Origin of the sequence: Pseudomonas sp. UBA6323, from assembly GCF_002439135.1 — a bacterium.
GTDB lineage: Bacteria > Pseudomonadota > Gammaproteobacteria > Pseudomonadales > Pseudomonadaceae > Aquipseudomonas.
This window is the reverse complement of record NZ_DJSX01000030.1, coordinates 17,887-38,270: the sequence shown is the minus strand read 5'-3', so window position 1 is coordinate 38,270 and position 20,384 is coordinate 17,887. Positions and strand designations below refer to the sequence as shown.

General features: G+C 64.1%; 16 protein-coding genes and 3 pseudogenes. 7 read left to right on the top strand and 12 right to left on the bottom strand.

Annotated features, from left to right (window positions below):
• Positions 1-205: 205 nt before the first annotated feature.
• A pseudogene (locus tag B3P22_RS23830) lies at positions 206-307 on the bottom strand (IS5/IS1182 family transposase); the annotation flags it as partial.
• 61 nt (positions 308-368) lie between these two features.
• Between B3P22_RS23830 and B3P22_RS06185 the strand changes: the two are divergent.
• Positions 369-606 (top strand): annotated as a pseudogene (locus tag B3P22_RS06185) (transposase); the annotation flags it as partial.
• A gap of 65 nt (positions 607-671) precedes the next feature.
• Here B3P22_RS06185 and serB read toward each other — a convergent pair.
• Positions 672-1,886, bottom strand: a complete 1,215-nt coding sequence (gene serB, locus B3P22_RS06180; protein WP_296270355.1) for a phosphoserine phosphatase SerB — start codon at positions 1,884-1,886, stop codon at positions 672-674.
• A gap of 174 nt (positions 1,887-2,060) precedes the next feature.
• On the opposite strand from serB, the gene B3P22_RS06175 reads away from it, so the two are divergent.
• Positions 2,061-3,593, top strand: a complete 1,533-nt coding sequence (locus B3P22_RS06175; protein WP_296270354.1) for an AhpA/YtjB family protein — start codon at positions 2,061-2,063, stop codon at positions 3,591-3,593.
• A 16-nt stretch (positions 3,594-3,609) separates the two neighbouring features.
• Here the strand turns inward: B3P22_RS06175 and B3P22_RS06170 are convergent, their stop codons facing one another.
• From B3P22_RS06170 to B3P22_RS06155, 4 genes are all read right to left on the bottom strand, one after another.
• On the bottom strand, positions 3,610-4,518 hold the full coding sequence (locus B3P22_RS06170; RefSeq protein WP_296270353.1) for a metal ABC transporter ATPase: 909 nt from the start codon (positions 4,516-4,518) through the stop codon (positions 3,610-3,612).
• A gap of 142 nt (positions 4,519-4,660) precedes the next feature.
• Positions 4,661-5,470 (bottom strand): aldo/keto reductase, encoded by an 810-nt coding sequence (locus B3P22_RS06165; protein WP_197857029.1) that lies wholly within the window; start codon positions 5,468-5,470, stop codon positions 4,661-4,663.
• Entirely contained in the window at positions 5,467-6,642 is a 1,176-nt protein-coding gene (locus B3P22_RS06160) for an NAD(P)/FAD-dependent oxidoreductase (RefSeq protein ID WP_296270352.1), read from the bottom strand. Before B3P22_RS06160 ends, B3P22_RS06165 begins: the two co-directional genes overlap by 4 nt.
• A gap of 61 nt (positions 6,643-6,703) precedes the next feature.
• Positions 6,704-7,036 carry a DMT family transporter gene (locus tag B3P22_RS06155; protein WP_296270351.1) on the bottom strand — a complete coding sequence of 111 codons (333 nt, stop codon included), beginning with the start codon at positions 7,034-7,036 and terminating at the stop codon, positions 6,704-6,706.
• Between the two features lie 88 nt (positions 7,037-7,124).
• Here B3P22_RS06155 and B3P22_RS06150 point away from each other — a divergent pair, with 88 nt between their 5' ends.
• The 3 genes and pseudogenes from B3P22_RS06150 to B3P22_RS06140 all read left to right on the top strand — a co-directional run.
• Complete coding sequence (locus B3P22_RS06150) at positions 7,125-8,012, top strand: LysR family transcriptional regulator (RefSeq protein ID WP_296270350.1); 888 nt, start codon at positions 7,125-7,127, stop codon at positions 8,010-8,012.
• Between the two features lie 43 nt (positions 8,013-8,055).
• The gene (gene waaA, locus B3P22_RS06145; RefSeq protein WP_296270349.1) at positions 8,056-9,321 is read left to right on the top strand and encodes a lipid IV(A) 3-deoxy-D-manno-octulosonic acid transferase; all 1,266 of its coding nucleotides are present in this window, start codon (positions 8,056-8,058) and stop codon (positions 9,319-9,321) included.
• Positions 9,322-9,469: 148 nt separating this feature from the next.
• Positions 9,470-9,837 (top strand): annotated as a pseudogene (locus B3P22_RS06140) (integrase core domain-containing protein); the annotation flags it as partial.
• A gap of 86 nt (positions 9,838-9,923) precedes the next feature.
• Here the strand turns inward: B3P22_RS06140 and B3P22_RS06135 are convergent.
• The 5 genes from B3P22_RS06135 to B3P22_RS06115 all read right to left on the bottom strand — a co-directional run bounded on the left by B3P22_RS06135 (position 9,924) and on the right by B3P22_RS06115 (position 17,334).
• Positions 9,924-11,993 (bottom strand): EAL domain-containing response regulator, encoded by a 2,070-nt coding sequence (locus tag B3P22_RS06135; RefSeq protein ID WP_296270348.1) that lies wholly within the window; start codon positions 11,991-11,993, stop codon positions 9,924-9,926.
• 63 nt (positions 11,994-12,056) lie between these two features.
• A complete protein-coding gene (locus B3P22_RS06130) occupies positions 12,057-13,859 on the bottom strand; it encodes a molecular chaperone (protein ID WP_296270347.1) in 1,803 nt (600 codons plus the stop codon).
• 166 nt (positions 13,860-14,025) lie between these two features.
• Entirely contained in the window at positions 14,026-14,886 is an 861-nt protein-coding gene (asd, locus tag B3P22_RS06125; protein ID WP_296270346.1) for an archaetidylserine decarboxylase, read from the bottom strand.
• A 65-nt stretch (positions 14,887-14,951) separates the two neighbouring features.
• Positions 14,952-15,767: a rhodanese-like domain-containing protein gene (locus B3P22_RS06120; RefSeq protein ID WP_296270345.1), complete on the bottom strand. Its 816-nt coding sequence runs from the start codon at positions 15,765-15,767 to the stop codon at positions 14,952-14,954.
• Between the two features lie 43 nt (positions 15,768-15,810).
• Positions 15,811-17,334, bottom strand: a complete 1,524-nt coding sequence (locus tag B3P22_RS06115) for an HDOD domain-containing protein (RefSeq protein WP_296270344.1) — start codon at positions 17,332-17,334, stop codon at positions 15,811-15,813.
• Between the two features lie 119 nt (positions 17,335-17,453).
• Between B3P22_RS06115 and motA the strand changes: the two genes are divergently transcribed.
• Both motA and motB read left to right on the top strand, forming a co-directional pair.
• Complete coding sequence (motA, locus tag B3P22_RS06110) at positions 17,454-18,305, top strand: flagellar motor stator protein MotA (protein WP_296270343.1); 852 nt, start codon at positions 17,454-17,456, stop codon at positions 18,303-18,305.
• A 3-nt stretch (positions 18,306-18,308) separates the two neighbouring features.
• A complete protein-coding gene (motB, locus tag B3P22_RS06105) occupies positions 18,309-19,298 on the top strand; it encodes a flagellar motor protein MotB (RefSeq protein ID WP_296270342.1) in 990 nt (329 codons plus the stop codon).
• Here the strand turns inward: motB and rsgA are convergent.
• Positions 19,292-20,323 carry a small ribosomal subunit biogenesis GTPase RsgA gene (gene rsgA, locus B3P22_RS06100; protein ID WP_197857040.1) on the bottom strand — a complete coding sequence of 344 codons (1,032 nt, stop codon included), beginning with the start codon at positions 20,321-20,323 and terminating at the stop codon, positions 19,292-19,294. The genes motB and rsgA overlap by 7 nt on opposite strands.
• Positions 20,324-20,384: the final 61 nt, after the last annotated feature.

Genomic DNA, 20,384 nt, shown 5'->3' with positions numbered 1-20,384 from the left:
TATTTGATTGCCGAGTTAATAATCTGTCCACGGTCGAGTCTGCACTTGCTGAAGCTTGTTTTTTCTCCACAAAGAGTTTCAGGAGCCGTTTAGCGTGCTCTAAAGGGGTACGCTATCGGTGCAGGCCCCCTTGATAGAGCACCAGCTGTTATTGGATTGCTTCGCATGTATGAGGCTAATACTGCCTTAGGCACCGCAGCGCGCGCCGAGGCAGCCCAAGCTTGGGTTTGCGCTTCATGGTTCGCTGCGATGTCACAGGTTGCGTCCGATAACTATCACTGGCACAAGTCTCGGCATCTTTGCTCTTTGTAGTGTCTACTAAACCCGGACACCCATTTAGGTCAAGACTCGCCATAGAGAGGTGTCTCATGACCAAGCAACGTCGTTCCTTTTCGCCCGAGTTCAAACGAGAGGCCGCCATTCTGGTGCTCGTCAGTGCTACAGCCATATCGAAGCCGCCGTTCGCTGGGCTTGGTTGAGTCGGCCCTGCGTTGCTGGGTAAACCAGCTTCAACAGGAGCGCTTGGGCGTTACCCCGAAGAGCAAAGCCAGCAAACAGGTCCAAGTGCTGGAAGCTAGGATCGACCGGCTGGAACGGGAGAAAACGGAATGAAAAACGCCGCGACCTTCGAAGGTGTCGCGGCGTTTTCCATCGCTGATTCCGCCAGGCGACTATTCCTGCCCCTCGCGATCACGATAGCCCAGCAGATAGAGAATGCCGTCCAATCCCAGGGTGGAGATCGCCTGCTTGGCCGATTGCTTGACCAGCGGCTTGGCGCGGAACGCCACACCGAGGCCGGCCAGGCCAAGCATCGGCAGGTCGTTGGCGCCATCGCCGACCGCGATGGTCTGCTCCAGTTGCAGGCCCTCCTTTTGCGCCAGCTCACGCAACAGATCGGCCTTGCGCTGCGCATCGACGATGGGCTCGACGGCCACCCCGGTGACCTTGCCGTTCTCGATCTGCAGTTCGTTGGCGAACACGTAGTCGATACCCAGCTTGGCCTGTAGCTGCTTGGCGAAATAGCTGAAGCCACCGGAAAGGATGGCGGTCTTATAGCCCAGGCGCTTGAGCTCGGCGAACAGTACCTCGGCACCTTCGGTCAGGCGCAGGGACGCACCGATTTCTTCCAGCACATCCTCCGACAGACCCTGCAGCAAGCCCAGGCGTTCCTTGAAGCTGGCGCGGAAGTCCAGCTCGCCACGCATGGCCCGCTCGGTGATTTCGATCACCTGTTCACCGACACCGGCGGCCTTGGCCAGCTCGTCGATCACCTCGGCCTCGATCAGCGTCGAGTCCATGTCGAACACCGCCAGACGGCGATTGCGGCGGAACACCGAGTCGCGTTGGAAGGCGATATCGACGTTGAGCTCCTGCGCCACGCTGAGGAACTCGGCGCGCAGCGCAACAGGGTCGGCCGGCTCGCCGCGCACGGAGAATTCGATGCAGCCCTTGCCCTGCTCGGCCGGCATGTCCAGCGGCATGCGCCCGGAAAGCCGGTCGATATGATCGATATTCAGACCGTACTTGGCGGTGATCGCGCTGACCCGCTGCAACTGCTCGGCACTGACCTTGCGCGTCAGCAGGGTGACGATATGGCGGGCCTTGCCCTGGCCGCCAACCCACTGCCGGTAGTCGTCTTCGGAAACCGGGGTGAAGCGCACCTGCTGATCCAGCTCGTAGGCGGTGAACAGCAGGTCCTTGAGCACGGACTGGGAGCGGCCGTTATCCGGAATCTCGATGAGGATGCCGAACGACAGGGTGTCGTGGATCACCGCTTGACCGATATCGAGGATGTTCACCCCGCCCTGGGCCAGCACACCGGTGATGGCTGCGGTGAGTCCGGGGCGGTCTTCGCCGGTGATGTTGATCAGGACGATTTCGCGCAAGACGCACTCTCCAGGGCAAACGATTGAGGCAGGCAGGCGGCGAATTGACCACCGACCGACGAAAAGGCGCACATTCTACCCAGTTTCCCGTCGATCCGGGCAGCCATGCGCTTTGCCCGCTCCAGGCCGCTCGCTATACTGCGCGGCAACTTCAGTCGACAAGAGCCGTGCTCTGTGAACCGGCCCGCGCCCGTCAAACCCGACAACTTCTTCATCATGATCTTCCACGCGCTGCGTCAGCGGCGGGTGCCCCTGGTGCTGCGCATCGCTAGCCACAGCCTGTTGCTGGTGGCGCTGGCGATGGTCATCTATGCCTGGGTCATGGGCATGCAGTTCAAGCAGGCCATGCAGCAGCAGGCCGATGCCCTGGGCCAGGCGCTGATCACCCAGACGGCGGCCTCGGCCACCGAACTGCTGGTGTCCAACGACATCCTCAGTCTCAACGTGCTGCTCAGCAACCTGGCGAAGAACCCGCTGGTGGCCCATGCCGCCATCTACAGCGTGGACAGTCGCATCCTCGCCGAAGCCGGCCCGCGCCCGACGCGCAGCGTGCTGGGCGAGACCGAGGGCCTGTATTCCACCTCCATCACCTTTCAGGAAGTGATGGCCGGGCAGCTGCGCATCAGCCTGGACATGAGCCAGTTCCAGCAGCCGATGACCATCAGTCTGCAGAGCATGGGCATTCTCAGCCTGATACTGCTGGCCCTGACCCTGTCGCTGAGCATGCGCCTGGGCCGGCATATTTCCACACCATTGCTGCAGATGCGCCTGTGGCTGCGCGACCCGGACGATCCCGCACCCGGCGCAGGGCGCAACGACGAGATCGGCGACCTCGCGCGCCAGCTGCAGGCACGCCTGGTGCCGGAAAAGCCCGAACCCGAGCCGGAGTTGGATGACGAGCCGCTGCTCGACGACGTCGAGGACTACCTTGCGGAAGAGGATGACGAACGCGTCGACGTGCCGCAGAAACGCAGCACCGAGCATGAGTTCGATGAGACGGACCTGCATGAAGACGATGACGAACAGCTCAAGCCCTGGCCAGACTCGATAGAGCCCGACGATCCCTTTGCCGACCTGCGCGATGAATCCGAATCCGCAGCGCCGGCACTGGCGGCCAAGGCCCCGCGACAATCGCAGGCCAGCGCCGTGCTGGCCATTCAGCTCGGCGCCCAGGAACAACTGCGCCGCCTGCCGCGCACGCGCCTGCTGGATTTGCTGGATCGTTATCGGGGTTGCCTGGAACAGGCCGCCGCGCTGTATCAGGGGCAGCTGCATACCCTCAAGGACGGCAGCAGCCTGATGCTGTTCCACGAGCGCGAGTGCGGCGAGGACTACCTGACCCACGCCATCTGCTGCGGCGAGCTGATGCGCGCCCTGGGCCACGCCCTGCAGATCGAAGTCGCCGACAGCGGCATCACCCTGCAACTGCAACTGGGTTTGACCCTGGGCAGCGACCTGGAAGAACTGGGCCAGGCCGAACTGCTGCTCAGCGACAGCGCCCTGGACGCGCTGGCATTGTCACAGCACAGCCGCAACCTGCTGCTGGTGGAGCAACGCGTCGCGCAGGATGCCCTGGCGCGCCAGCGCGCGCGCATCCGTCCGATCGCCAGCCCGGAAGGTGCCAGCTGCGTGGAGCGCCTGCTCGACCCTTATCCGGCGCTGCTGGAACGGCAGCTGACGCGCATGCACGACAGCCGGGCGCATTGACGCCCGGCTTTATCGATTAGGCGCTGGCCAGCGCCCGCCGCTGCGGCATCTTGACGCCGTAACGCAGCAGCCAGTCCTTCCAGCGAACCCGCTCGTCACGCACCAGCCAGCCATCCTGCTCGGCGAAGCTTTCCGATAGCCACACCCCGCGAGTGCTGGCCGCCTGCAGTACCCCCTTACGCAAGGTGAACAAGCCGCCACTGGGCGCGCCCCGGTGCAGCGCCAGCAGGAAGATATCCGGCCGACGACGCTCCAGGCGCGCCACCAGGCGGCCATCCTCCAGGCACTCATCGACGTGGAACAGGCTCAACTGACGGGCATCGCGCGGCAGCTCCAGGCTCAGGTCGTAGACCAGTTGCAGGGACGCTGTCGGCACATGCACGTAAGCGCGCGGGCGCTCCAGCAAGGTCAGGTTGCCGCATTGCACCGGGCGCGCCGCGCCGGACAGCGGGCTGAGGCGAAAATGGCTGGCTTGCCGGTAACGCAGGGCCCCCTGATAGGGCGTCGGCAGCCAGGTATCGCCGAAGCGCCCGGCCAGCCAGCCATCGGCGCTTTCCAGTAGGCATTCCTCGGCCACCTCCTGAATGGCGGTGAGCAGCGGCAGGTTGAGTTCATGGGCCGGCACGTAGCCGGAAATCAGTTTGAGTACGGTATCGCCGCGATCAGGGCGGCGCTGGCGCACCAGCAACCAGTAATCACGTCCCTGCAGGCGCAGGGTCAGGCGCACCGACACGCCGAGGTTGGCCAGTTCCACGGAAAAGTGCGCGCTGTCGGCCACTTCGAGCGGCCTGCGCCGTTCGAGCATCTGCTGGAAGTTCAGCGGCTGTCCCAGGCTCCGGTAGCTCAGCCCGTCCGGGCTGGCTTCGACGAACAGCGGCAGGGTCTTGAAGTTACTCGGGTCCTTGCGGATCAGCGTACGCGCCATCTCGACTCCTTGTTCCGTCTGGGCGTGAACCGGCTCGGCGGCCAGCGCTCACGCGAGGTCAGGTTGAGCGAAAACCGTTCAAGGCTGCCCCAAGCCGGCCACCCAACACAACCCAAGGCTGTAAGAGGACGTGACCGCAGCCTCAGCCAAGGCCCTGCAGGACATCCGCCACGGTCGCCACATTGGCCGCCAGGTGGGCAGGTGTAATGGTGCCGACGATGGCGCTGCTGACACCCGGGTGCGCGAAGATCAGCTCGAAGCTGGCGCGCACCGGGTCGACACCCTCGGCCAGGCAGGCGTGGCCGCTGGCCAGCGCCTTCTTGATCAGAATGCCCTTGGCGTGACTGGCAGCGTAGTCCAATACGGGTTTTTCGCCCTGCTCGCCGAGGTTATAGGTGACCATGGCGCAGTCGCCCTGCTCCAGCGCCAGCAACCCGCCTTCGACGGTCTTGCCGGAAATGCCGTATGCGAGAATCTTGCCTTCGCGCTTGAGCTCGGCCAGCGTCTCGTAAACGCCGGTATCTTGCAGCACCCTCAGGTCATTGCCGTCGGAATGCACCAGCAGCAGGTCGATGCGGTCGGTGTGCAGACGCTTGAGGCTGCGCTCCACGGACAGCCGCGTGTGCGCCGGGGAGAAATCGAAATGCGACTGGCCTTGCTCGAACTCTTCGCCCGTCTTGCTGACGATCACCCATTCATCGCGCTGGCCACGCAACAGCGGGCCGAGGCGCTGTTCGCTGACGCCGTAGGCCGGCGCGGTATCGATCAGATTGATGCCCAGCTCGCGCGCCTGATTCAGCAGGGCACGGGCCTGGGCGTCGTCGGGAATGGTGAAGCCGTTGGGGTACTTCACGCCCTGGTCGCGGCCGAGCTTGACCGTGCCCAGGCCCAGCGGCGAAACCCGCAATCCGGTGGAGCCCAGCGGGCGATGCAGATCGTGCAACGTGCTCATGGCAGCAGCGCCTCCCAGACCGGCTGGCCCAGCGATGGGCGTGGCAGTTCGGGCAGCGGTGCATGAGCCGCCGGCTGCACATGCTCGCGCTGCAGCGCGGCCAGCACGCGATCGGCGAAGTCCGGCGCCAGCGCCAGCTTGGTTGGCCAACCCACCAACAGGCACTGCTGTTCAGCGAGAAAGGCGTTGTCCGGCCGCACCAGGCCTGACTGCGCGGGTTCGGCTCGATCCACACGCAGCGTGGCCCAACGCGTCTGGCTCTGGTCGACCCACGGCAGCAACGCTGCCATTTCCTTCTGCGCGGCCTGGATCTGCGCCGCCTCGTCGCGGGCGACGCCATCGGCCTCAGCCAGATCGCCGCCCAGATACCAGACCCACTGGCCATCGGCCGCCGGATGAGTGGTCACGGTCACCCGCGGCTTGGGCCCGCCGCCGAGACAGTGAGCGTACAGCGGCTTCAGCGCCGGCCCCTTGGCCACCACCATATGCAAGGGACGCAACTGCTGCGCCGGCTGCTCGATACCCAACGCAGCGAGCAGCTCGGCGTTACCGGCGCCGGCACTGAGCACCACGCGCTGTGCGCGAATCTCGCGGCCATCGACGATCAGCCCGCGCAGTTCGCCGTTTTCCTGAAGCGGCTCGATACGCTCGGCAGCCAGCAGGCCGTCGCCAGCCAGTTCGGCCAGACGGGCGATCAGGCTCGGCACGTCGAGCACCAGCTCGGCCAGACGATAGACCTTGCCCTTGAACTTCGGATGCTGCAGCGCCGGCGGCAATTGCTCGCCCTTGACCTGATCGACCCGGCCGCGCACCGCCTTGCTGGCGAAGAAACTGGTGAGGTTGCCAGCCAGAGTACCGGGCGACCAAAGGTAATGGGCATCGGAAAGAATGCGCACGCCGGACAGATCCAGCTCGCCCGTACCAGCCAGCGCCTCGCGCCAGCGGCGCGGCATATCGGCGATGGCCTCGGAGGCGCCGGTCAGCGCGCCATGCAGGGCATACTTGGCACCGCCATGGATGATGCCTTGCGATTTCAGACTCTGCCCGCCGCCCAGGCTGCCGCGCTCCACCAAAATGCTGGCAAAGCCCTGCTGACGCAGGCGAGCGTTGAGCCAGAGGCCGGCGATACCGCCACCAACGATCAGGACATCGGTGCTGAGAGACTGGGACATGAACGGGCCTCGGCGAAAACAGGCGCGCAGTATAACGCGTCAGCCGCCTGCCCCGCGGCCATCAATGCCCGGTCGATTGCGAGAACAGCTGGATCACCAGAACACCGCTGACGATCAGCCCCATGCCCAGTACGGCTGGCAGGTCGAGCTTCTGCTGGTAGATGAACATCGCGGCGACGCTGACCAAGACGATGCCCAAGCCCGCCCAGATGGCGTAGGCGATGCCCACCGGAATGGTGCGCACCACTAGCGTCAACATCCAGAACGCGATGCCGTACCCGCCAACCACCAGCAACAGCGGCAAGGGTTTGTTGAAGCCATCGATCGCCTTCATCGAGGTGGTGGCGACCACCTCGGCCGCGATGGCGATGGCGAGATAGAGGTATCCGGGCATGATGGCGGCTCCTGAACAATGGTCGCCATTCTAGATTCTTCGATGATGGGATAAAGTCATTACCTATCTGCTTGTGAGATAGGTCGCCATGAACTGGAATCTCGATCAACTGTACCTGTTCGTTCGCACCGCCGAATGCCGCTCCTTTTCTGCGGTGGCCCGTGAAACCGGGCGTGCGCAGTCTGCGGTCAGCACCGCCATCGCCCTGCTGGAAAGCGATCTCGGCGTTACCCTCTTCGAGCGCAGCAGCGGGCGCCAGCCGCAATTGACCGAAGCCGGCAAGGCCCTGTTGGAACAGGCGCGCAGCGTGCTGCAGCAATGCGAACGGCTCGACGGCCGTGCGCTGGGCCTGGCCCGAGGCGAAGAGGCGCGTCTACGCCTGGCGCAGGATGAGGCCATGCCCTACCAGCCGGTGCTGGCCAGCCTGGAGGCGCTCGCCGATGCCTTCCCCTTGCTGGAGGTCCAGCTTTCCAGCGGCGCGCAGGGCGACGTGGCCCGCAAGCTGCTGCAGCACCAGGCGGATCTGGGCCTGCTGTTCCATCACGAGCAGATGCCGAGAGAACTCGAGAGCCAACGCCTAGGCACCATCGAAATGGTCACGGTGTGCAGCCCGAATCATCCGCTGGCTGGACTCGCCAGTGTGGAACGCCGCGACCTGGCCGAGCATCGCCAATTGCTAATGACGCCGCAGGACAGCCACTACCCCGGCGGCGAACAGATCAGCCCGCTGGTATGGCGCGCCGACAGCTTCTACGTCATGGCCGAACTGGTGATTCGTAACGTTGGCTGGGCCTGGCTGCCGCGCCACGTGGCGCAATATCCGACGTACCAGGGCCATCTGCAGGAACTGCGCAGCGACTGGGCGCCACTGCCGCTGGTGGTGGAGCTGGTCACCCGCCGCGACGGCGCGCTCGGCCCCGCAGCCAACTGGCTGGCCGATTGCCTGGCACGCGAACTGTTGCGGCCGCAGGCATGACCGCCCTTCCAGCGCATCGCCCGCGACGCTAAGCTGCGCCCCCATGAACAGACTCCTCTACACGCTGCTACTGCACCTGGCCCTGCCCCTGATCGCCCTGCGCCTGGCGCTGCGCGCACGCAAGGCGCCGGCCTACGCGCACCGCATCAACGAACGCTTCTCCCTCGGCCTGCCGGCCATGAAACCCGGCGGCATCTGGGTGCACGCGGTATCGGTGGGCGAAAGCATCGCCGCCGCGCCGATGATCCGCGCATTGCAGGCGCGCTACCCCGAACTGCCGATCACCGTGACCTGCATGACGCCGACCGGCTCCGAGCGCATCCAGGCGCTGTTCGGCGACAGCGTGCAGCACTGCTACCTGCCCTACGACCTGCCCTGGGCCGCCGCACGTTTTCTCGACCGCGTACAACCACGCTTGGCCGTGGTGATGGAAACCGAGCTGTGGCCGAACCATATCCACCAGTGCGCCAGGCGCGGTATCCCGGTGACCCTGGCCAATGCGCGCCTGTCCGAGCGTTCGGCACGTGGCTATGCACGCTTTGGCAAACTCACCGCGCCGATGCTCGGCGAACTGTCGCTGATCGCCGTGCAGACTCAGACCGAGGCGCAGCGCTTTCTCGACCTGGGTGCTCGCCCTGGCTGCGTGGAAGTGACCGGCTCGATCAAGTTCGACTTGAAGATCGATGCCGAACTACCACAGCGGGCGGCTGAACTGCGCCGCCAGTGGCAGGCCGAGCAGCGCCCGGTGTGGATCGCGGCCAGCACCCATGCGGGTGAGGACGAGATCATCCTCGCCGCCCACCGTCAGTTGTTTAAGGCCCGAGCGGACGCACTGCTGATCCTGGTGCCACGTCACCCGGAGCGCTTCAACGCCGTTCATGATTTGTGCCTGAGCCAGGGCATGAAGACTCGCCGTCGCTCCACCGGCGAAGCGGTCCAGCCTGTTGATCAGGTGCTGCTGGGCGACACCATGGGCGAGCTGCTGTTTCTCTATGCCCTGGCAGATATCGCCTTCGTCGGTGGCAGCCTGGTGGCCAACGGCGGCCACAACCTGCTGGAGCCGGCGGCCCTGGGCAAACCCGTGTTGAGCGGCCCGCACCTGTTCAACTTCCTGGAAATCGCCGCGCAGTTGCGCGAGGCCGGCGCCCTTAGTGAAGTGGAAGATGCCGAGCAGTTGGCCGGCAGGGTCGTGACGCTGCTGGGCGAGCCGGACGAAATGCAGCGTATGAGCCAGGCCGGCCTGAACGTGCTCAAGGCCAACCAGGGCGCGCTGGAGCGACTACTGGAAGGCTTACGCCGCCAAATCTAGGCTCTGTACGAAAAGTCAAACGGCTAAGATTGGCGCCATGACAGGTTGGAGGCCCGCTTGGCAAAGCGCTACGAACTCCCAGATGCAGCTTGGGAGCTGATCGCTGATTTGGTTTCCCCCGGGCAGAAAGTGACTTCTACTCACGAAAGTCGACCATCATTTCCATGAGAGTTTGCATGCCGAGTCGGTGGCGATCGCCTTCCGGCAGGCACTACGAGGACGTCGGAGTAATCAAATGCTCGTCCACCACCCTAATCGCGGAATCCACTATCACTCAGCGCTTTGTCAGGCGCTGCATAAGCGCCACGGGGTGCAGTGCTCGATGACCGACTGCTATGAGAGCGCGCTTGCAGCGCGGGTCAATGGAATCCTCAAGCATGAGTTACTGCTGTGCAGGGCCAATGACTTGGAGCAGGCCAGATTGATGGTCGGCGAGGCGATCAGATCTATAACACAGAGCGACCACATCTGGCCCTGAAATACAGAACGCCCGATGCAGTGCATCGGGCGTTCTAGGTACCGCAAATCTAGCTGAAACGGTGTAAACCTATTTCAGGACTAGACACGTAGGTACGGCGCTTGGTAGGAACGTTGTGGGTGATTTATTCGTCGCCGGCCGAGAAGTCGTAGTCCATCGACTGGCTCGGGCCCTGCAGGTAGTAGCCCTGGATGAAGTTGACCCCGGCCTGCCACAGCGTGGCCAGCACGCTGGCGCTTTCGACAAAGGGCACGATGGTCAGCTTGGCCTGGGCATGCAGGCTGCTGAGCAACGTTTTCAGCGCTTCCTGATTGTCGGCGTTGCTCAGGTCCTGGGTGAACGAGCCGTCGACTTTGACGAAGTCCACCTGCAGGTGCTTGAGCGTGTTGAACGGATTCAGGGCGCAGCCGAACTGGCTCAGGGCGACCTTGCAGTGCAGCTCCGCCAGGCCCTGGGTCAGCACCTTGGCCTGCTTCAGGTAGGTAATGGCATCGGGCTCGCTGAACTGGAATACCAGTGAATCGGACGGCAGGCGCGCGGCCTTGAGCGCCACGCTGAGCCACGGCAGCAGGGTCTGATCCTGCAGACTGGCGCTGGACAGGTGCACGAACAGTCGGGTGTTGTGGCCTTTGGAGCGATGATCGGCCAGCAGCTTGATCGAGTTGAGGATCACCCAGCGGTCGATCTTCTCGCCCAGCCCGGCATCCTTGGCCGCGGCGAGGAACTGCGCAGGCGGCACTTCCTCACCCTGCGGGCTGAGCAGGCGCAGCAGCACTTCGTAGTGTTCGTGGGCGTCGCCACGCAGGCTGATGATCGGCTGGAACAGCAGGCGGAAGCTGTTGTTCTCCAGCGCCTGTTGCACCATCGCCAGCAGGTTGCCACGGTTGGCGGCGGCGGCCAGCTCGTCGGCCGGGTTGAACAGCTTGATGGCGTTGCCGTCGCTGAGCTCGTCGGCGCAGCGGTGCGCGCGATCGATGACTTCCTGCGCCTTGGCGGTTTTCTCGCTGAGTCCCGCCACGCCGATCGACAGAGTGGTCTGCACGGTGCGACCGCTGACATCGAACAGGTGGCCCTCGACCTTCTTCAACAGGGCCGCCAGGCTGGCCTGGCACTGCTCGGGCGCCTGCCCCGGCAGCAGGACGGCGAACACATCGTCACCGAAACGGGCCAGCTGGGTCTCCGCCGGGAAATGCGCGCGCAGCAGGCCGGCCAGGTCGGTCAGTAGCAGGTCGATACCGGCCAGGCCGATCTCGCCCTGCATGCCGGCGTAGCGGTCGACGCGGATATACGCCAGGGTCGAGGGTTGGCCGGTGCTGACGGCGCGCTCGGCGGCGTTGTCCATCAGCTCTAGGAAGTGGTTGCGGTTGAACAGGCCGGTGACCAGGTCCTGACTGCTGATTTCGCGCAGTTTTTCTTCCAGCTCGGCATTGGAGGTTTCTGCGCGGATCACCACCTGGATGCACGGCTCGCCATCGTAGCTGGCCGGAGAGAAACTCATCTGCGCGGCGAAGCTGCTGCCGTCGGCGCGCACGCCCTGGCAACTGAGCTCGGCATGACCTTCGGCGTTCTGGTAGTTCTTCAGGAAGTCCTTGAACGAGCCGTGATCCTCGCAGGCGATCAGGTCGATCATCGGCATGCCTTCGAGCTCTTCGCCATCCTCGTAGCGGAACAGCTCAAGGTACGCGCGGTTGGCATAGATATGCATGCCGTCGTGGACGTAGGTGATCGCGTCCACAGAACTATCAAGCAGCAACTGGCAGCGCTTTTCCGCCTCACGCAGTGCCACTTCGGCAGCGCGACGGGCGCGACGTTCTTCCAGGTTGGCGAGCTCGCGCTTGGCCACCAGTACCAGGCGCTCGTCCTCGCCTTGCTGGAGGGCGTCCTGCGCACCGAACAGCAGCGCTTCGGTGATGATCTCGGAGTCGTTGTCTTCGACCAGCTGGATGACGGGGATGTCCTTGGCCTGGCGGCGGATGGCGGTGATCGCCTCGCTGGGATCGAGTTGCTCGCTGCTCGGCGCGCAGATCAGCAAATCCCAGGTCTGTTGCAGGGTTTCAGCCAGGTCGTCGCTGGAGGTCAGGCGATGCACGCGCGTAGCGTGCCCGGCATTGCGAAACAGACTGACCAGGCGCTCTGCTTCGTTCTGTGAGTCTTCGAGAATCAGCAGGCGGATGGTTTTTTTTTCGATGGCCATAGAGAAGGTCATTACCGCGCCGAACGGGCGCGAAAAGGCGACAAATGGTGAGTCCGCCGGAGCCTACAGCGACTTCCAGAGCGAGTCAAAATCTTCCTCCCCGGCAGGCTTCTGGCTTTGCGAGGCTGTGACCGGTGTCCCGGCTGCGCCCTCTTCAACGCCCACGCGGTGATATTCGAACTGACTGAAGCTGCCGGTGCTGACCTGTCTACGCGTAAGCACCGCGCGGTGCTCTTCGCCGTGGTCGTTGATCAGCACCTTGCTGCCTTCCTGGAACGGCAGGCGCGGCGTGATCAGGCTGGCAGGACGGGAAATCGCGCTGATTTCCGGTAGCAGCAGGGCGCGCAGAAACTGGCTGCTCTGCTCGCCCTTGCGCAGCAGTTGCAGGCCGCAGGGGCGTGCATGCGGCGCGATCAGCTCGATGCCCATCTGCGTGCCGCCGCCGCGCACCTGACGAATCCAGCGCACGATGGCCACGCTCCAACCCTGGCTGGGGCTGTCCTGCACACCCAGCAGCTCGCCGGCCTGCAGTTGGCTGGGAACCTCCTTGGGCCAGGACAGGCAATAGCCGCCAGGACTGTGATTGACGATGGCCAGGGGGAAGGTCGGGTAATTCTCGCCGTTGCTCTCGGGCGGCGCCTGTTCGCCAGGGGTGACCTTGGTGTACTGAATCTCTTCGAAATGGATCTCGTCAGTGGCGCTGCGCTGGGCATCGAAGGCATTCGACCAGACGTCAGGCTCGCCGGTGGACGGCTTGAACACGGCTGCGCCGATTTCCACAGGGCGCTTGAGCACCTCAGCGAAGGAGCGACGGCCGGAGAGGAAGAAATGCAGCGCGGTCATGCCGATGCACAGGGTCAGGTTGCCCTGGCCCGGCGTGCGCTGAAAGGTGCGCTCGGCGATGTCGCCCCAGGCTGCGGCAACGTGTTGCAGCAGGTCGAGGCTGATGCCTTCCGGAATCATCAGGCGTGACTTGCTGCGCTCGCCCTCGGGCAGCTCCAGGTATTCCTTGATCGCGTCGACCAGCGGCTGCGTGTCGATGCCCAGCAGGTTATGCAGTTCGCTGCTCTGATACAGCGACTTGTAGCGCGGCGGGCCATCGACTTGCGGTGCCAGCACGAACAGGCTGTGCGGATGGTCGCCGGGCTGCAGCTTGATCAGCGCGCTCCAGGGCTCCAGCGCTTCGGCCAGGCGCGCGATGCCGTTCTGGCGCATCTGGTTGGTGCGCGCGCAGCCCAGCAGCAATGCGGTGATGTAGGTCTGCTCGGTGCTCAGGCCCTGGGTGTGGCGAGCCAGCGGGTCACGGATGACCTGACGCTGCAGGCGCTGCTCACAGGCGATCTGATACAGCTGGTGCAGCTCCAGCCAGAGCCCCTCGGGCACCGGGCAGTACAGCTGGCTGGCGCGGACCAGCGGGCTGCAAAGGCTGTGACTGGCGCGTTGCAGGGCGATGGCGAGGAGTTGGTCGCGGTCCTTGCCGCTGCGTGCGATGACGCGTGAGATGATCAGCTTGTAGCCGACCGCCAAATGGTTCTGCAGTGCCTGGCAGAGGTTGGCGACCTTGCGCGGGCGCTCGTCGAGAACGATGGCCTGGTTGAGAAAGTGGCGCTCGAGGTGCAGGCAGACGAAGCTCACTTCAGGGCGTAGCAGCTCCAGCAGTTGCAGGCGGTTTTCCGAGGGGGTGAGGAGTTGGTTGAGTTCCACCAGGCTCTGATACAACTGCCGCGCGGTTTCACCGATGTTCGCCTTGGGCAGGCCTGCGATCCAGCGTTTGAGGTCACGGGGGCTGCCGTCGCAGAAGCTGAGGCTTTGCTTGCTCGGTGTGGGAACGCGCAACAGTTGAAGGTGGGTACTCTGTTTGTCCATCAAACTCGGATACTCCGGCCACGCAATAACGAGCGGCTCTAGTAATAGTCTTTCGAACTCTAGCAGTATCTGCCTGTGCTGGCAGCCCGTCCGCCTGGACAGGCTGCCTCGCCAGAGTACGGATCTATGACCGAACGGTCGAGATGCGGGTTCCTTTCCCGGACGCTCAGCCCTGAGCGTTGCCCAGCAACTGGCCCATGCGCACGGCGCTGCCAGCGCAGAGTTCTTCGGCCCACTGCACCTGGTTCGGACCGAACAGGACGATGGCCGTGGAGCCCAGCTTGAAGCGACCCATTTCCGCACCTTTGGCCAGTTCGATCGGCCCGCGCGCTGGCGCGTCGTAACGCGTGCTCTTCAGTTCGCGCTTGGGCGGGGTGACCAGGCCGGCCCATACCGTCTCGATGCTGGCGACGATCATCGCGCCCACCAGTACCACGGCCATCGGCCCGCGCTCGGTGTCGAACAGGCAGACCACGCGCTCGTTGCGGGCGAACAGTTCCGGCACGTTCTCCGCGGTGGTCTGGTTGACCGAGAACAGACGGCCCGGAACGTAGACCATCTCCTTCAGCGTGCCACCCAGCGGCATATGGACGCGGTGGTAATCCTTCGGCGAGAGGTACACGGTGGCGAACTGGCCGCCCATGAACGGCGCCGCGCGCTCGGCATCGCCACCAAGCAATTCGACCGTGCTGAAGCTGTGGCCCTTGGCCTGGAAGATACGCCCGTGCTCGATGGTGCCGAGCTGGCTGATCGCACCGTCGGCCGGGCTGAGAATGGCGCCGGCGGTTTCATCCAGCGGGCGCGCGCCTGCCTTCAGGGCGCGGGTGAAGAAGGCGTTGAAGTGCTCGAAGGCGCGCAGGTCTTCGTTCTGCGCTTCGCTCATGTTGACCTCGTACTGCTTGGCGAACCACGAGATCAGCGGATTCTTGAGCCATCCGATGCGGCACTCGGCAACGCAGCCGATCAGGCGCGACAGCAGGTGATGAGGCAGCAGGTACTGGCTGAGGATAAAGAGACGTTGTTTCATCGTGTTTCCTTGAGGTTCCTGCCTGCGCTGTGGCCGGCGCAGGGTGCAATTGAAGGTTTGCGGGCTCAGCGTTCGATGGGCGTATCGGGCAGGTTGCCCCATTCGGACCAGGAGCCAGCGTAGGCTTTCACGCGCGGGTATCCGAGCGCCTTAGCCACCACGTAACTGAAGCCGGAGCGGCGATGAGTCTGGCAGTGAGTGATCACTTCCTTGTCCGGTGTGATGCCCAGGCCCTGCAGAACTTCGGCGATGTCCGTGCGAATGCGCATGCCGCGCTGTGGGTCCATGCCTGCAGTCCATTCGAAATGGGTTGCGCCGGGGATGTGCCCGCCACGTGCCGAACTCAGCTTCTCGCCGCGATATTCGTCCGCGCCGCGCACGTCCCAGATGGCTAGGTCGGCCGAATTCAGGCGTGATTGCAGGTAGTCGCGGGTGGCGGTAGGGGCGTCGCTCAGGGTCAGCGTCACTTCGTTGCGGGCCACGGCGGGCACGTCCTGGCTCAGCTCGAGTCCGTCGCCGATCCAGGCCTGCAGGCCGCCGTTGAGGAAGTGGTAATGCTGATGGCCGATCACATCGAGCAGCCAGATGAAGCGGCCGGCCCAGGGGCCGCCCTCATCGTCGTAAACCACGTAGGTGGCCTCGGCCCGGTGGCCGATATCGGCGAACAGCGCTTCGAGCTGCGCGCGTTCGGGTAGCAGACCGGGAGCGGGCGGCTGGCCCAACTGCGTACGCTTGGTATCCACCCAGCGCGCGCCCGGAATGTGGCCGGCGGCGTAACGCGCTGCACTGCTGAGGTCGAGCAGGATCAGGTCGGCCGCGTCCAGGCGCTCGGCCAGCTCGGCCGGTTCGATCACCAGAGGTAGATTGTCGAAGGCGGACATCTCGGCCTCGTCGTATGAAAAGAGGTCGATTGTAGCGGACTCTTCAGCGTCCGCGTCTGGAAAAGCAGCCCAGCGCGCGCTCGATGCACTGCACGGTCTTGGCGAAGGCCTGCAGGCTGACGTCATTGAGCGGCTGGCCGCCCTGGTCGGCCACGACCAGCATTACCACTCGACCATTGCTGGCGAGAGAGCGCAGCAGCAGATGTTCGCTGGGGAACAGGGCCTTGAGGTTGCCCGGCAGCAGGGCAGAAAACTGCGCGATGTTGCTGGGGGTCATACGCAACTGGCCCGGCTCGCTGAGCAGGCGTTTCAGGACCTGGCTTTGTGCCGGATCGAGGCTGAGGCTCGCCGCGCTGGCATCGAGGCCCGCGTGTTGCTGGGTCTGCAGGCGGGTGTGATGACGATCGGCGAGCATCAGCAGAACGCGCTTCAGACCGCAGGCTTGCAGCGCGTCGCGGGCGCATGCAGTCAGCTGCGGCACATTGGCGAAGCTGCTGGGCTCGGCCAGCAGGCGCGCGCAATGCTGCCGCCAGGCGGCAAGGTCGTCACGCTTGGGCGGTGGCGCGGCGGTGACCGCCGGCTTCAGGCGATGGGCGTCCCACGGCCAAATCAATGCCTGTGCCGGATGCCAGAGCACGGCGTCATGGATCAGACGGGCGCTGCTGACGGCATGTTGATGCACTTCCTGCTGCAGCTCGCACAAGGGAATCTGCAGGTACAGCCCGGTAAGACGCTGCCAGCGCAGGCTGTGCGCGGTATCCCAGGCGTGGTGGGCCGACACCGCCAGGCCGTTGGCCAGCAGCACGCAATTGCTCGGTTGAGTGAGCCAGTGACGCAGGGAAGTATCTTCGTCGAGCATCTGTTGCTGATGCAGCGGATGCTCGTTATCGCGGGCGATATGCAGCGCCTTGACCAACTGGCGGCGGTCACGCTCCAGCAGGCGATAGCCGCGCACGATCCACTCCGGCAGGCGCCAGCGTTCAGCCAGCTTGAGGCACAGCTGGATCAGGCTGACGCCCAGCAGGTCCTTCTCCACAGCAGCCGGTCGTTCGCCTTTGAGCAGCACCCGCTGTTCCCAGGCTTCGAGCAATTGCGGGTGGGCGCACAGCAGCGGCCAGATCGGTGCGAGAAACAGCAGGCTGCAGCCATGCAGTTCGTTCCACAGCCGTGCCAAACGAGCGCCGAACAGCCCGCGGGCCTGCTGGCTGGCGTGCTGGCTGATCAGCAGTATCTGGCGAAACGCCTGAGGAATCTCGCCCTCGGGCAGCGCTGGCGCCTGGTTGAGTAGCGCCTCGCAGCGGCTCAGGCCCAGGCGTGAAAGGGCCGTTTCGACGCTTTCGGCCGGATCGCTGAGGCTGTTGCCCGACTGGTTGGCTTCGCGCAGGACCTGCAGGGCGAAGGATGGGCTCAGCTCGATGGTCTCGGCGATTTCGCGCCAGGTTTTGCGGCTGTCACCCAGGATGCGACGCAGGCGCAAGTGCTGCTGCTGCTCGATTGGCAGCGGCAACTTGCCCAGATGCTGTACCCAGGCGTCTAGAGTGCGTGGCAGGGACTTTGGCGTCGACATATTGGCTCGAGTCGAACTGGCTTTTGACCATAACTGGCTATAGTCTGGCGTATAAGTTCCGATAATTAGAAGGGCTGTTTTTAATAGCCCATCCTCTAGGCTCTGCAAGCGTTTCTTTCATGGCAAAAATCATAGGCATCATTGTCGTTTTCGGCTGCGTATTCGGCGGTTTCGTGCTCTCGGGCGGTAAGCTGATGGCGCTGGTTCACCCCTTCGAGGTTCTGATCATTGGCGGCGCGGCGCTGGGAGCATTCCTGCAGGCCAACCCGGGCAACATGTTCATGACCGTGTTCAAGAAGTCGCTGAGCATGTTCGGCAGCCGCTTCACCCATGCCTACTATCTGGAAGTGCTCAAGCTGCTGTACGAGATCCTCAACAAGAGTCGTCGCGAGGGCATGATGGCCATCGAGGCCGACGTCGAGGACCCCAACGCCAGCCCGATCTTCAGCAAGTACCCCGGAGTGCTCAAGGATGCGCGCATGACGGCGTTCATCTGCGACTACCTGCGCATCATGTCGTCCGGCAACATGGCCCCGCACGAACTCGAAGGGTTGTTCGACATGGAGCTGGCCAGCCTCAAGGAGGAAGTGGAGCATCCGGCGCACGCGGTAGCCAAGGTTGCCGACGGCATGCCGGCCATGGGTATCGTCGCCGCGGTACTGGGCATCGTGATCACCATGTCGATTCTGGCCGAGGCGGACAACGCGCAGATCGGTGAGAAGGTAGGTACGGCGCTGGTCGGTACCTTCCTCGGCATTCTTGCGTCATACGGCTTCTTCGGCCCGCTGTCCAACGCCTTGGAACATGACGCCAAGGAAGAGCTGAACCTCTATGAAGCCATCAAGGCAACCCTGGTCGCGTCTGCTTCCGGCATGCCGCCGACGCTGGCTGTCGAGTTCGGGCGCAAGGTGCTGTTCCCGGCGCATCGCCCGAGTTTCAGCGAGCTCGAACAGGCCATGCGCGGCAGCTAAGCCATGGAAAATAACCAACCCATCATCGTCAAGCGGGTCAAGAAGACCGCAGGCGGGCACCATGGCGGCGCCTGGAAGATCGCCTTCGCCGACTTCGCCACCGCCATGATGGCGTTCTTCCTGGTGATGTGGCTGATGTCGTCGGCCACGCCGGAGCAGAAACGCGCGATCTCCGGTTACTTCCAGGACCCCATCGGCTTTACCGAAAGCGCCAGCCCCTACGCCATCGACCTCGGCGGTACGCCGACGCCGGCGCCGGAGCGCACGCTCAACCCGGATGTAACCGATACGCCGGAGAGCCAGCCGGACGAGACGGGCATCAGCACCGATCAGATCGAAACCCTGGCCGAGAAGATGGAGCAGGAACGCCTGGAGCTGCTGTTGCAGGAGCTGCAGAACAAGGTCGAGGAAAACCCTGAACTGCAGCGCTTCAAGGATCAGATCCTGTTCGAGATCACCCAGGATGGCCTGCGCATCCAGATCATGGATGCCGAGAACCGGCCGATGTTCGCCCTCGGTAGTGCCAACCTTCAGCCTTATTTCGAAGACATTCTGCTGGCCATGGCCGACACCATTCGCGCGGTGCCGAACAAAATCAGCATCAGCGGCCATACCGATGCCAAGCCTTTCGCTGGGCGCGGCGATTTCGGCAACTGGGAGTTGTCATCCAATCGCGCCAACGCTGCAAGGCGGGCGCTGGTGGCCGGCGGGTATTCCGATGATCAAGTGGCGCGAGTGGTCGGTTATGCCTCGTCGGCGTTGTTCGATCGTGAAGACCCCTTCAATCCGGTCAATCGACGCATCGATATCGTCGTGCTGACCAAGAAGGCGCAGCGCGCCATTGAAGGCGAGCAGGGTGTCGAGTCCAGCGAGAGTGAAACGCCTGCCCCGGCAGGGGCGGCTAGCGAGCCGCTAGCGCCGGAGCAGCTGCGCGAGCGCCTGAATATTTTCGAGGAAGGCGCGCTGCAGTTCGATCAACTGAACAATCAGTAATCGTCCTGCGGCAGGCTGGCGAGGATGTGCCGGTAGCTGGCCATGCGCTGCGGCTGCACGCGACCGTCTTCCAACGCCTGCAACAGTGCGCAGCCCGGTTCGCGGTCGTGCTTGCAGTCACGAAAACGGCAGCGGCCTAGCAGGTCGTGGAACTCGATGAAGCCGGCCTCCACGTCGTCGCGACTGACATGGCCCAGGCCGAATTCGCGAATACCGGGGGAGTCGATCAGCTGACCGCCACCGGGAAAGTGGAACAGCCGTGCGGTGGTGGTGGTGTGCGTGCCCTTACCGGTCAGCTCCGACAGCGCGCCGACGCGGGTGTCGACGCCGGGCAGTAGGCCGTTGACCAGCGATGACTTGCCCACCCCCGACTGGCCAACGAAAACGCTGACGTGGCCGTCCAGGCGCTTTTTCAGCTGTTCCATGCCGTCGCCCTGATGGGCCGAGACTTCCAGCAGTGGATACTCCAGCTGACGATAGACCTTGAGCAGGGCGTCCAGCGCCACCTGATTCTGTTCGTCGATCAGGTCGGCCTTGTTCAGCAGCAGCAGCGGGCGAATGCCGGCATGCTCGGCGGCCACCAGATAGCGGTCGATCAGGTTGGCATGGGGTTCGGGCAAGGGGGCGAAGACGATGACGATCTGGTCGACGTTGGCCGCCACCGGCTTGAGTTGGCCGCGCATGTCGGGGCGGCACAGTTCGCTGTTTCTCGGCAGTTGCGCGACGATCACGCCGTCGCCCTGGTTGCCGGGGCGCCAGACCACCTGATCGCCGGTGACCAGTGCCGGCAGGTTGGCGCGCAGGTGGCAGCGAAACACCTGACCGGCCAGTTCACCCTGCAAACCCTCGATTTCCACCTGTACGCCAAAGTGAGCGATCACCAGGCCGGTCTGCTCCGGGCCCAGGTCGCCGCCTTCCAGCGCTTCCACGGCTCGCGATTCACGCTTGGCCGCGCGGGCGGCGCGCTCGCCTTGAATCTTTTCGATGCGCCAGCTCTGGCGGCGGTTGAGTTGGCGTTTGGCCATGAATCGTCCGGGGTGTGGTGGAGTGTTGATCGCGGCGAGTTTAGCATGAGCGCTCGGTGGT

Excerpts from the sequence above, each read along its gene's own strand:
- waaA (WP_296270349.1), top strand. The coding sequence starts at position 8,056 with ATGAACAGACTCCTCTACACGCTGCTACTGCACCTGGCCCTGCCCCTG.
- motA (WP_296270343.1), top strand. The coding sequence starts at position 17,454 with ATGGCAAAAATCATAGGCATCATTGTCGTTTTCGGCTGCGTATTCGGC.
- B3P22_RS06160 (WP_296270352.1), bottom strand. The coding sequence starts at position 6,642 with ATGTCCCAGTCTCTCAGCACCGATGTCCTGATCGTTGGTGGCGGTATC.
- motB (WP_296270342.1), top strand. The coding sequence starts at position 18,309 with ATGGAAAATAACCAACCCATCATCGTCAAGCGGGTCAAGAAGACCGCA.
- B3P22_RS06170 (WP_296270353.1), bottom strand. The coding sequence starts at position 4,518 with ATGGCGCGTACGCTGATCCGCAAGGACCCGAGTAACTTCAAGACCCTG.
- B3P22_RS06130 (WP_296270347.1), bottom strand. The coding sequence starts at position 13,859 with ATGGACAAACAGAGTACCCACCTTCAACTGTTGCGCGTTCCCACACCG.
- B3P22_RS06165 (WP_197857029.1), bottom strand. The coding sequence starts at position 5,470 with ATGAGCACGTTGCACGATCTGCATCGCCCGCTGGGCTCCACCGGATTG.
- B3P22_RS06135 (WP_296270348.1), bottom strand. The coding sequence starts at position 11,993 with ATGGCCATCGAAAAAAAAACCATCCGCCTGCTGATTCTCGAAGACTCA.
- B3P22_RS06155 (WP_296270351.1), bottom strand. The coding sequence starts at position 7,036 with ATGCCCGGATACCTCTATCTCGCCATCGCCATCGCGGCCGAGGTGGTC.
- B3P22_RS06150 (WP_296270350.1), top strand. The coding sequence starts at position 7,125 with ATGAACTGGAATCTCGATCAACTGTACCTGTTCGTTCGCACCGCCGAA.
- rsgA (WP_197857040.1), bottom strand. The coding sequence starts at position 20,323 with ATGGCCAAACGCCAACTCAACCGCCGCCAGAGCTGGCGCATCGAAAAG.
- B3P22_RS06115 (WP_296270344.1), bottom strand. The coding sequence starts at position 17,334 with ATGTCGACGCCAAAGTCCCTGCCACGCACTCTAGACGCCTGGGTACAG.
- asd (WP_296270346.1), bottom strand. The coding sequence starts at position 14,886 with ATGAAACAACGTCTCTTTATCCTCAGCCAGTACCTGCTGCCTCATCAC.
- B3P22_RS06120 (WP_296270345.1), bottom strand. The coding sequence starts at position 15,767 with ATGTCCGCCTTCGACAATCTACCTCTGGTGATCGAACCGGCCGAGCTG.